Origin of the sequence: Cephaloticoccus capnophilus, assembly GCF_001580045.1 — a bacterium.
In the GTDB taxonomy this organism is placed as follows: Bacteria; Verrucomicrobiota; Verrucomicrobiia; order Opitutales; family Opitutaceae; genus Cephaloticoccus; species Cephaloticoccus capnophilus.
In genome coordinates this window covers 37,758-49,362 of the sequence record NZ_LSZP01000047.1, presented here as the reverse complement: position 1 = coordinate 49,362, position 11,605 = coordinate 37,758, and the positions used below count along the sequence as shown (strand labels likewise).

At 59.8% G+C, this 11,605-nt stretch carries 8 protein-coding genes and 1 tRNA gene; 3 read left to right on the top strand and 6 right to left on the bottom strand.

Annotation, left to right across the window (positions count from 1 at the left end; all coding sequences use genetic code 11):
* Positions 1–65: 65 nt before the first annotated feature.
* Both AXK12_RS06170 and AXK12_RS06165 read right to left on the bottom strand, forming a co-directional pair.
* A tRNA-Gly gene (locus AXK12_RS06170) sits at positions 66–141 on the bottom strand.
* Between the two features lie 483 nt (positions 142–624).
* Positions 625–2,058, bottom strand: coding sequence for a sigma-54-dependent transcriptional regulator (locus AXK12_RS06165; RefSeq protein WP_068712654.1), 1,434 nt, complete (start codon positions 2,056–2,058; stop codon positions 625–627).
* A gap of 792 nt (positions 2,059–2,850) precedes the next feature.
* On the opposite strand from AXK12_RS06165, the gene AXK12_RS06160 reads away from it, so the two are divergent.
* Positions 2,851–4,242, top strand: a complete 1,392-nt coding sequence (locus tag AXK12_RS06160) for a carbohydrate porin (RefSeq protein WP_082782701.1) — start codon at positions 2,851–2,853, stop codon at positions 4,240–4,242.
* Positions 4,243–4,368: 126 nt separating this feature from the next.
* Here the strand turns inward: AXK12_RS06160 and lysS are convergent, their stop codons facing one another.
* Positions 4,369–5,877: a lysine--tRNA ligase gene (lysS, locus tag AXK12_RS06155; protein ID WP_068712545.1), complete on the bottom strand. Its 1,509-nt coding sequence runs from the start codon at positions 5,875–5,877 to the stop codon at positions 4,369–4,371.
* Between the two features lie 104 nt (positions 5,878–5,981).
* On the opposite strand from lysS, the gene lipB reads away from it, so the two are divergent.
* Complete coding sequence (gene lipB, locus AXK12_RS06150; RefSeq protein ID WP_082782700.1) at positions 5,982–6,842, top strand: lipoyl(octanoyl) transferase LipB; 861 nt, start codon at positions 5,982–5,984, stop codon at positions 6,840–6,842.
* A gap of 91 nt (positions 6,843–6,933) precedes the next feature.
* Positions 6,934–7,857 carry a lipoyl synthase gene (lipA, locus tag AXK12_RS06145; protein ID WP_068712543.1) on the top strand — a complete coding sequence of 308 codons (924 nt, stop codon included), beginning with the start codon at positions 6,934–6,936 and terminating at the stop codon, positions 7,855–7,857.
* Positions 7,858–8,249: 392 nt separating this feature from the next.
* On the opposite strand, the gene AXK12_RS06140 is transcribed toward lipA, so the two are convergent.
* From AXK12_RS06140 to rnhC, 3 genes are all read right to left on the bottom strand, one after another.
* Complete coding sequence (locus AXK12_RS06140) at positions 8,250–9,542, bottom strand: two-component system sensor histidine kinase NtrB (protein ID WP_068712540.1); 1,293 nt, start codon at positions 9,540–9,542, stop codon at positions 8,250–8,252.
* A gap of 36 nt (positions 9,543–9,578) precedes the next feature.
* Positions 9,579–10,415, bottom strand: coding sequence for a ribonuclease HII (locus AXK12_RS06135; protein ID WP_068712538.1), 837 nt, complete (start codon positions 10,413–10,415; stop codon positions 9,579–9,581).
* Between the two features lie 81 nt (positions 10,416–10,496).
* Positions 10,497–11,555 (bottom strand): ribonuclease HIII, encoded by a 1,059-nt coding sequence (gene rnhC / locus AXK12_RS06130; protein ID WP_231863563.1) that lies wholly within the window; start codon positions 11,553–11,555, stop codon positions 10,497–10,499.
* Between the last annotated feature and the right edge of the window lie 50 nt (positions 11,556–11,605).

Here is an 11,605-nt window from a genome sequence, read left to right as displayed (position 1 = left end):
ATCTCAACTCTACAACCACTTACAACACTATTTGAACTTCGGCAGAAGTCCTTGGATTGTCGAAGTGGAGCGGGCGACGCGACTCGAACGCGCGACGTCCACCTTGGCAAGGTGGTGCTCTACCAACTGAGCTACGCCCGCAAAACAGGGTGGCGAGAGATAGGTGGAGCGGGCGACGCGTCAACGCCTATTTTCTAATTTGTTCAAAGTCGCGCTCGTACGCCCCTCGCAAAACTCGCCGAAATACCGCTCTCAAGTGCTAGGGCCTGTTCCCGCTTCCAAGCGCGAGCAGACCCTAGCCGGAGCACTTTCCCACTCCGCGTGGTGCGCAGCCGCAGGCTGTTTTATTTTGCGGGCCGCTCGTTGGCGGCCCGTCAGACACGGCAACCAAGCGTTCGGTAGAAAGGAGCCCAAACTTGGAGGCGGGAGTTTACTGGTGATTTTCCCCACTTCGCCCAAACGGGTTATCACTCTACTCCCCCTGTCGCAACGCGACAGGGAAGGGATTTCAAATTAGGGAATTGGTTTCGTCGCGAAGCGACGGGGCCAATTCCCTAATTAAATGGAAGCGGTCACTGACCGCCGCCCCACGCGCAGTGGAGGTCTGTGAGCCCTAACCCTTAATCAATCCAGCACGTCGAGTTCGGGCCACTGAGCGAGTTTGCGGTGCAGGGTGCGGCGGCTCACGCCCATCAGCGCAGCGGCCTTGGTCCGGTTTCCACGCGATTTTATGAGTGCCTCGTGGAGGAGCCGTTTTTCGTTTTCCTCAATCGAGAGGAGGCGATTGGGGGCCATTGAGAAATGCCGCTGCGTCGCCACGCCCAGCTCGGGCTTTGCGCCGCCCTCGCCTGTCAATGACGCTGCGCTCGCTTGGGATTCGGCAAAGCCCGCATTGCGAAACTTCGGCTCTAGGTCGTATTCGCTGAGTTCGGGCCCGCGATGCAGCACGACCGCGTTTTCACAGAAATTGCGCAGTTCGCGGATATTCCCGGGCCAAGGGTAGCTTTGCAGCGCACGCAAGGCGCCCGCCGTGAGCGTGAGTGGGGAAACCTGATTTTCCGCAGCGAAGAGTTTTAAATAATGCGCCAGCAGCAGCGGGATATCGCTCACGCGTTCGCGCAGCGGTGGCATGACGATGCGCACCACGTTTAGCCGGAAAAACAGGTCTTCGCGAAACTTCCCCTCGCGCACGCGCTGCTCTAGGTCGCGATTCGTCGCCGCGACGAGCCGCACATCTAGCTCGATCGCCTTGCTCCCGCCCACGCGCTCAATCGACTTGGTCTCCAGAAATCGCAGCAGCTTCACTTGGGTAGAGGCCGAGATCTCCCCAATCTCATCGAGAAACAGCGTCCCCCCGCTAGCCGACTCGAAACGCCCAATCCGCCGCTCATTGGCTCCGGTAAAGGCGCCCCGCTCGTGCCCAAACAATTCGCTCTCCAAAAGATTATCGGCAAGCGCAGCGCAGTGCACGGCGACCAAAGGCCCACGCGACCGGGGGCTCGCTTGATGAATCGCTTGAGCGATGAGCTCCTTACCCGTGCCAGACTCGCCCTCGACTAGCAGCGTCGCACGCGACGGAGCCACCAAGCGCACGCGCTCAATCACTTCGCGCAGCTTCTCGGAGTTGCCCACGATGTGGTCGAAATTAAACTTCTCATCAAGCCGCTCGTGGAGCTGCTTGACCTCCGTCTCCAGCGTTCGCGTGCGGAGCGCACGCTGGATCAGCACTTCCAGTCGCTCGATATTTACCGGCTTGGTCAAAAAATCGACCGCCCCACGCTTCATCGCCTCGACCGCCGTCTCGATATTGCCGTAAGCGGTCATCATGAGCACCGCCGGACGCGGCGAGAGCGAGAGTGCCTTGTCGATGACCTTGAGCCCAGACTTTCCGGGCATGCGTAAGTCGGTCACGACTGCGTCGAAAGGCTGTGCGTCCATGAGGTTAAACGCCTCAGTCGCATTCGCTGCGACGCAGACATCATAGCTCTCCTCCAGGGCTTGTTGGAGGCCCTCACGGGTGTGCTTTTCGTCGTCGACGATTAGGACGCTGGGCAGCATGCCCGCCATAACAGCAATTGCGCACTCGCTCGGTCAAGCAACCGCTCGGGGGCGGCGGCAGGCACAACTCAGCCCGCTCCACCTCGAACGATCGCGTCTTTCCAAATAAGAAGGGGCTCGGTGCACCGAGCCCCTTCCAAAAGTTGAGGGCCGCCTACCCCTAGGCGGCCCTCCCCTAACACCAAGCAAACCAAACTTACGCCGGGGAAGACGCAGCCCTTCCCCCATACGTTCAAAAATATCCGAATTATTTTTTCCGCGTAGCGCCCCCCGCAAAACCGGCTTTCCGGCGACCTTGTGACCAAGGCCAAAGCGGCGGCGAAAGTCGGCCCTCTCGCAGCCCCGCCTAATCTGCCAGGCGCTCCAAAAAGTCAGACAGCGGGCCACAGCCTCTTTATTTAGGGACAAGAGACATATCCCCGAGTATAAAATAAGTATATCCAAGGGCCATTCGAAAAGAAGTTCCCGATATGACACTTTCTCTAATCATTCATAATATGATATTCGATGTAATATACGTATATCGATACTTACCCTTATAGAACAGCTCATGCCACACTTCGTTGTGGAAACGGAAAGCCAAATCCGTTCAAAACTGAAGAGTAGCAGCTACAGTACGATCGCTGCACTCTATACTTAGATGAGATAAAAGAGTAAGACATAAAATCAAAAAAACTACACTCTCTCCTATTGTGACAAACAACGATGAGGTGCCGGGCGGAGCTTTGTTTAAAAACATAAACCGGCTCTGCCTCTCAGCTATTTACCCCGCAACAAAAGATAAACCAAACCATGATGCCTACTATCATAAATAACATAAAACTACTACCACTGGCAGCACTGAGCCTCATAGGGGTAAACTCACCTATCCATGCGGCTACGCAAAGCATCTACGATGAAATCCCGCCCTCGGAAAACCCTTACCTAGACAGCATCTCCGCAGAAGGAGAGCCCGCTAGCGCTAAATCCAAATCAGAAGCAGAAGACTGGAATTCAGAGTTTAAAATCTACTTCCGTGCAGGAATGGTCGATGGGATGGAGCAAAATCGGGAGTTTAAACTTCCCGGTGCCGCTTCAAAATATCGGCTAGGAAACGAGTTCGACCAGTACGGCGAGTTTCTGTTTCGCCAAGACCTCGCCCGCCTCGGTGATGGGTCTATTGTTAGCCTAGAGGCTGGCGGTGAAATCAAATATCCGTACGGTGTACACCACTTTGGCGATAAAGAGGGCGACCCACGGCTCACTCAATCCAATCTCATTTGGCGTAACATTCCCTGGCTCCGGGGTGGTGCTCTGACTGCCGGACGCACTCTCTATGTCAAAAATGAAAATGTGCATATCTACGACTTCGACTATCAGGACCTCTCGGGCCTAGGTGTTGGCATTCAAGATGTTCCACTCGGTCCGGTAAAGGCCACATGGACACTCACCCGCCAAGACGATCTAGACCAAGAGGACTACGTCACACGGAATAACCTGCTGTTCGAAGGCCTCCAGATAACCCCTGGTGGATTCATCGACGTAGGCTTCACCCACATTGCGAAAAACAAGGAGTTACCGGGCACAAACTCCGGTTGGTCAGCATCCCTGCAACACCGCCAACTGTTTTCTGACCAAGAGGAAAACATTTTTGCCGTGCAGTATGGTGAAGGGCCCGGGACTAACCTGGGATTCACTGGCAACCTCGCCTTAGACCGCACTAACACGAGCTGGAGACTCATCGACACCTATGAATGGCAAAATGAACGTTTCGGCGGACAAGTGCTCGGGTTGTGGGAGCGCGATCACTTCAGTAGCGGTCTCGGGCAGGACGTCCTCTCAGTAGGAGCACGGACGACTTACTCAATCACCGACTTCTTCAAGCTCGCCCTCGAAGTCGGTCACGACCGGATCAAGCCCGATGGCAGTGACGCACTCGATATGACAAAGCTCACTTTCGCGCCGATCCTCTCGCCCAGCGGAAGTGGCTTTTGGAAACGTCCGGAAATCCGCCTGTTTTACACTTTCGGACTCTGGAGCTCTGCGGCACAAGAAGCCGCCGACCGCCTCCACCCGGGAAGCGCACTCTCTAACACAGGTGCCTTTGGCTCCGCGCTCCACGGCAATAACTTCGGCATCCAAGTCGAATACTGGAACGACAACTACACACCGGTTAAAGACACCATTAAATACATGGGCTGGTAAGGCCCAAGTGGCAGGCATCACCGCCTCCACATATAAGGATGAGCCTTCATGAAATAGCGGAGGCTCCTCACCCAAGTCGCCTAAAATGCGGGCCGCCCAGTGAAGGGCGGCTCGCTCATTTACACCTCACGCCCCTTGGGGTTTCATTGCGGGGAATAGGATGACGTCGCGGATGCTCTCGGCACCCGTTAGCAAAATACATAGCCGGTCGATACCTACGCCCATGCCGCCCGCTGGCGGCATCCCGTGTTCGAGTGCGAGCAGGAAGTCGTGATCGATGTTTTGCGTCTCGCCTCCGGCCTGCGCCTCAAACATCGCGCGCTGCACATGCGGGTCGTTTTGCTCGTTGTAGGCGGGCGCGACCTCCATCCCGCCGATGGTGAGCTCGAAGACGTCAATTGTGCTCGAGTCTTCGCTGTCGAGCTTGGCAAGCGGGCAAAGCTCCTTGGGCAGGTGCGTGACAAAGGTCGGCTGGATAAGCGTGGGCTCGATCAGCTTGGAGAAGATTTCGTTAGTCACCTCGTAGTCTTCCCAAGCCGGGTCGATTTTGCAGCCAAGTGCAGTCGCGCGGGCGACTTTCTCCGCTTTTGGCAGCGCAAACCAATCTGGCACCCCCGTCTTTTCGCAAATGAGCGTCTTGTAACGAACCTCGCGCCACTCGCCCGCGAAGTCGATTACCTGCCCGCTCGCCGCGTGCGGGATTTGCAGCGTGCCCAAGACCTCCACACACAGCGAAGTCAGCAGCGCTTTAATGAGCCCCATCATGCCCACGCGGTCGCTGTAGGCTTGATAGACTTCGAGCATGGTAAACTCGGGGTTGTGGCGGCGCGAAACGCCCTCGTTGCGAAAAATCCGGCCAATCTCAAAAACGCGATCAAGCCCGCCGACGAGCAAGCGCTTGAGCCGCAACTCCGTGGCGATGCGCAGATAAAAATCCGTATCGAGCGCGTTGTGATGGGTGACAAAGGGCCGCGCCGCCGCCCCGCCCGCTGTGTTTTCGAGCACAGGAGTCTCCACCTCGATAAAGTGCCGCGCTTCGAGGAAACGGCGGATGTGCGAGACGATGCGCGAACGCTGCACGAGCCGACGGCGCGAGTCCGCGTTAACGATGAGGTCGAGGTAACGCTGACGGTAGATTTGCTCAGTATCGGCCAGCCCGTGCCATTTTTCGGGCAGCGGGCGCAGCGCCTTGGCGAGCAGCGTGTAGCGCTCCACGCGCACGGTGACTTCGCCCGTCTTGGTCTTAAATAACGTGCCCGCCGCGCCGATGATGTCGCCAAGGTCGAGCCGCTTAAACGCCGCATAGGCCTCCTCGCCCACCGCGTCCTTTTTCACGTAAAGCTGGATCTGCCCTTGCTGGTCGAGAATCTTGACGAACTGGCTTTTGCCCATGTCACGAATGACGACGAGCCGCCCCGCAACGGCCACGGACAGCTCCGCAGCAGCAGGCTCACTCGATGCACTGCCCGCCTCGCCCTCCGCGTAGGCGGCCAGTGCCTCGCCCGAAAAATGCGTCGGCGTGAAGCTCGCGCGAAACGGGTCACGGCCCGCCGCCTGAAGCTCGCGCAGCTTAGCCAGCCGCACCGCATGCTGGTCGTGGGAAATATCTGAAGTGTCCAACGTGGTTTCGCTCATGGGGAAAATGAGCGACGAGCAAGCCGCCCCACCCGCGCCAACGCAAGGCGCTCTTGCGAGTCGAGCGCGAGTGCGGTTTTTTCCCTAAAACCATTCGCAGCCCAATGACCGCCCCAACCGCCCCCGCATCCGCACAGAATAGCGAAAACGATTTCTGCGAAACCACCGAAGCGCCCCGACACGCCGGTAGCGCGGGCAACGTCGGCTCGGTCTGCGACCGCGCCGACGCGCAAGATAACCGCCTCTGCGAGGCGGATTGGGGGCGGACGACCTACGCTGAAGCCCTCGCGCGCCAAGAAGCACTCGTTGCCCAGCGCATCGCAGGCGAGATCGCCGACACGCTCGTATTCACCGAGCACGAACCCGTCTTCACACTCGGCCGGCGCACAGGTGCAGAGCAGCACCTGCTTTGGAGCGAGGCGGAGCGCACAGCACGCGGCATCACTCTCGCGCAAACCAGCCGCGGCGGCGACATCACTTACCACGGCCCCGGCCAAATCGTCGGCTACCCCATCGTGTCGCTCGACACGCGACGTGACCTGCACGCCTATCTGCGCTTTCTTGAGCAAGTGCTAATCAACACCGTGGGCGCGCTCGGGCTCGCCGCCAGCCGCCGCCCCGGCCTCACCGGCATCTGGATAGGCGAGCGCAAAGTCGCGGCAATCGGCGTCGCCGTAAAACGCTGGGTCGCTTACCACGGCTTCGCGCTCAACCTCGCGCCCGACCTCGCACACTTCGGTGGCATCGTCCCCTGCGGCATCGCCCCCACGCAAGGCAGCGTCACCTCGCTCTCCGCCGAGCTCAGCGCAGCGGGGCTGCCCTGCCCGAGCGCTGCCGAAGTAAAGCGACTCCTCGCCAGCGAGTTTTGCGCACTCTGGCACTCCCAAAATGCGCCACCTACCAAGCCGGCGAGCGTGCGCAGCACACGTGAGCGCCGAGCCGCGAGCCAGATGCCTCGCGTTTGAAACGCGAACAGACCCTAGGCCAAGTGCTGCGCAAACTTTTCTTTTGCGATTAACGCTCCACCAGACATCGACTCTGCGCTCCGTTTTACTCATGACCACCACCCAGCGTAAACCTGCTTGGCTCCGCGCAAAACTGCCCTCCGGCCCCGGCTACCAAGCCGTCCGCGAACTCGTCGACACGCACAAGCTGCACACCGTTTGCCAAAGCGCGCAGTGCCCCAACCTCGGCGAGTGCTGGTCGCGCGGCACCGCCACCGTCATGATCTTGGGCAACATCTGCACGCGCTCGTGTAATTTTTGCGCAATACAAACAGGCCGCCCCACCGAATACGACCTCGGCGAACCCGCCCGCGTCGCCGACGCCGTCGCCAAAATGGGCCTGCGCCACTGCGTCATCACCTCCGTCGCGCGCGACGAGCTAAAAGACGGCGGCGCGAGCGTCTGGGCCGCCACCATCCGCGCCATCCATTACCGGATGCCCCAAACCGCTATCGAAGTGCTCACGCCCGACTGGAAAGGCCGCCTGCACGACCTCGATACCGTCCTCGACGCACGACCCGACATTTTTAACCACAACCTCGAAACCGTAGAGCGGCTGCAAAAACCCGTCCGTGTGCAAGCCCGCTACGAACGCTCGCGCTCCGTCCTCCGCCACGCCAAGTCGCGCGGCTTCACGACCAAGACCGGCATCATGCTCGGACTCGGCGAAACCAAGGAAGAACTCGAAAAAACCATCTACGACATCGTCGAAGACGGCACCGACATCCTCACCATCGGCCAATACCTCCAACCCACGCCCCAACACCTAAAGGTCGAACGCTGGGCCCACCCCGACGAATTCGCCTACTGGAAGGAGTTTGGACTACGCGCAGGCATCGGCGTCGTCGAAAGCGGCGCAATGGTGCGCTCCAGCTACCACGCCGACGAACAATCCGAAAAATACACCGGCAAAGCCCACCTCAACACCACCAACCACTTGGCCGAAACCGCGCTCGCCGAAGCCGCCGTCGCCTAGCGCTAAACGACCGCTGGCTAATACGCTTTTCCCCACTCCGCGTGGGGCGGCGGTCAGTGACCGCTTCCATTTAATTTGGGATTTCGCAACGCGCTATCGCGCGAAAGCGAAATCCCAAATTTGAAAGCATTCCCCCCTGTCGCGTTGCGACAGGGAGAGCAGTAAAAGGGAAAGTAGAGTGATAACCCGCTTGGGCGAGGTGGGAGAAATCACCAGTAAACTCCCGAAGTTTGGGTTCCTTTCTACCGAACGCTTGGTTGCCGTGCGAATGCACGGCAGCCAAGCGTTCGGTAAATGGGTGCAGGCACAGCCTGCCGCCCCACACGGAGTGGGAAAAAGAAAGGCCAACCTACGGCTGCGCACCACGCGCAGTGGAAGCTTAGAGAGGGCGGTCACTGACTTGAGTGGCTTGCCTCGAGCATGCGGATGCGGCGATCTTTGCGGGGGAAGCGCAGGGTCACGACGGTGCCTATGCCCTCTTTACTCTCGATGCCGATTTGGCCGCCGTGCTCGCGCATGATTCGTTGCACGACCATTAGCCCGAGTCCGTGCCCACCGATCTTCGTTGTGTGGTAGGGCTGAAAGAGTCGCGTAAGCTCCTCCTGTTTTATCCCTGCGCCGCTGTCAGCGAAGGCGAGGTAAACGGCTTCGTCGTCTTCGCGCGCTTGGATGAGGAGGCGGCCGCCGGGCTGCATGGCCTCGACCGCGTTTTTAATCACGTTGAAGAAGACCTGTTTGATTTGGTTTTGGTCGGCCATGACGGGTGCGAGGTCGGCGCGGGTCTCGGCCTCGACGGTAATCTCGCGGTCGGCGAGTTCGCGTTGTTGGAAGCTCAAAACTTCGGCCAAAAGTGCGCTTAGGTTCGTCTCGCGCAGATCGGGCGGCTTGGGGCGAATCGCCTCCAAAAAGTGAGTAATGATGCCGTCGAGCCGCTTGACCTCGTCCTCACAAATCCGAATCGACTCGCCGAGTGACTCGAGGTCCCGAGACGGTGGAGCGTGCGCAGTGTTGGCCTCGTTTAGCCCAAGCCGCCGGAGCTTTCGATTAATGAGTTGGAGGTGGATTGTGAGCGAGTTGAGCGGGTTGCCGAGCTCGTGCGCGACGCCTGCGGCGAGGAGTAAAATCGACGAAGTGCGCTCGTTTTCGATGCGTTCTTCGGTGCTCTGTTTCGTGCGTGTGATATCGGTGAGGATGACGGTCGAGCGCGGGACTCCTGCCGCTGATTCGGTAAAGGGCACGAGGTAGAGCTGCACGGTGCGCAGCTCCGGGTAGCTGAGCTCAAACTCGCGAGTCATCACGGGCATCGCCGCGGAAGAGGCAGGAGGCGTGAATCCGGAGCCTTTGCCCGCGCGGGTTTGCGCGCTCGACGCGGAGGCGTCGACTTCGCGTTGCGCACCTAGCTCTACGCCGAGCGAGGCTTGGAGGCCGGGCACGAGCCGCCAGAGCACTTTACCCAAGAGCGCGTCTTCGGGCTGACCGAGGAGCCGATGCGCAGCGGCATTGGCATACTCGATTTCGCCGCTCGGCGCGATAACGAGCACCCCTTCTTGAAGGGTGTTAAAAATGTCCTCAAAGAGTCCGCGTTCGCGCGCCAAGCGCTGCACGAGGTTGGTGAGGTTCACCGAGTCGAGCATGTCGAGGCGGCCCAACACGCGGTCGAGAGAGGAGTGCTTTATCGGGGGCATTTTAGGCGGAGCGTAGCGGCTAGTGTAGGAGGTGGCTCATCCATTTGGCGAAACCCAGAAGTCCACTTGGGCCGGATCCGCCCGTTTGGCGAAGAGTTTGCGCAGGAAGACTTCGCGATGCTGCGGGGTGCGCCCACGCGCAAGCAGGGCCTCGCGGTGTTGGCCGGTGCCGTAGCCCTTGTGCTGCTCAAAGCCGTAGCCGGGAAACTCGGCGGCAAGCTCGGTCATGAGTCGGTCGCGCTTCACTTTAGCGATGATGGAGGCCATCGCGATGCAGAGCGAGCGCGCGTCGCCTTTGACGACTCCAGTGTGCGGATAGGGGAAGTGTCGCAGCGCGAGCCCATCGATTAATATGCGGGCAGAGACCGGTGGCTGATACGCGGCGAGGGTTTCGGGCTCGGAAAACAAATCGGGCTCCGGCGGCTGCTCGGGCGCAAAAGCTGAAGGCGGATAGAGCCCTTCGAGGGCGCGGCGCATTGCCAGCTTGGTTGCGCCGAGGATGTTGAACTGCGCGATTTCATCGACATCGGCCAAGCCCCAGTGCAGTCGCAGTTGCCCCTGCCCCGCCAACACCTCGAAGTCGAAACACAGGGCCTCGCGCTCCGCCGGGCTGAGCTGCTTCGAGTCGCTCACGCGACTGGCGTTGGCGAGTGCCCAGCGGCCTTCCAAAAAATCGCGGCCAACGCGGACCGCCGCCGCAACCACCGGCCCGGCCAGCGCACCGCGACCCGCCTCATCGACACCGATTAACCACTCGACTGCGCCTCCCGAGCGCGAGGCTGACAGCGATACGCGTGTGCTCGACGACGCGCTGCCTGCCCCGCCCGAAAGCTGCTTGAGGTCAAAACTGCGGAGCTGTCGCCGCTTAGCCATTTTGGGGAGAGGTCACGTTTGGCGTCAGTCAAGTTAACGCACTTGGGCGCGGGTCATTTTTTTGCGGAGGCCGAAAACGGATCAGCTCCATTGAGACATTTTGGGCGGCGGCGGACGCAGCGGGAGCTCGTCGAGTTTTCCGGCTGCGGAAACGACTTCGTAAGCCGTGCGGAAATGCAGTTTCGCAAAATCGCCGAGCGCGGCGGCGCCCAGTTTGTCGATTAGGTGGGCGGCCTGTTTTTTGACGAGCGGGCCCGCTCCTTTTTGCAGCGGCTCGCCAAAGCGTTCGGACAAGGTGTGCATTTGGCGGACATACTCCGCTCGCGCGACAATCGAGGCCGCTGCGACCACAGGATCCTCCTCTGCCTTGGTGCGCATTTTTAGCTCAAACCCTGCGGGGAGTGTGGCGGCATGCGTCTTCTTGAGTTCGCGTTGCACGAGCGGTTGCTCGCTGAACTGGTCGAGCAGCCCCCAAGCGACCGGTTTCGCTACCAGTGCCTCACTGAGCGCAGTCGCGTGTTGCCAGGCCAGCAGCGAGTTGAGATTCGCACGCGGGCGCGACATCAGCGTGTTGTAGCGCGCCATCGTTTTGCAAAAACAAGTGCGCACGACTGCGCCGCGCGTGGCGCGAATCAGTTTATCGAGCGCGACGATGCGGCCATCCGTCATCTTCTTAGAGTCTTGTGCTCCCGCCTCACGCCACGCCTCAATCGCCGCACGATCAGCGATGACAGTCGCCGCAATCACCGGGCCGAAAAAATCGCCCTTGCCACTCTCATCGAGCCCCGCGTGCGGCTCAAACCACTCGGGGTGCCGCTCCGCTTCGTAGCCGAGTTCGGCACTGCCGGTGATTTCCGGCTCGATCACGTTTTTCACGAAATCCTCTGTGCCCTTGCCCGCAATGACGACCTTGCCGCTCGTGTAGGCGGCGACGTTTAGCCGCGCTTGCTCCGACTTAAACGCAAAGTGTGTGTACGCCACCTCGGCGCGCTCCCAGCCTCGCCCCTCGCAATGCGCACGCAGCTTCGCCTGCTGGGCAGCATCGAGCTTGATTGTGTAGGAAGTCAGTGTCTTTGGAGCAGTTGGAGCGTCGCTCGCTCCACGGCTCACCGCGCGTTTGGCCATATCACGACTAGCCACAGATTCCCCTTCCCAACCAAGCACAAAGCGAAACTCCTCGCTGGCTTGCG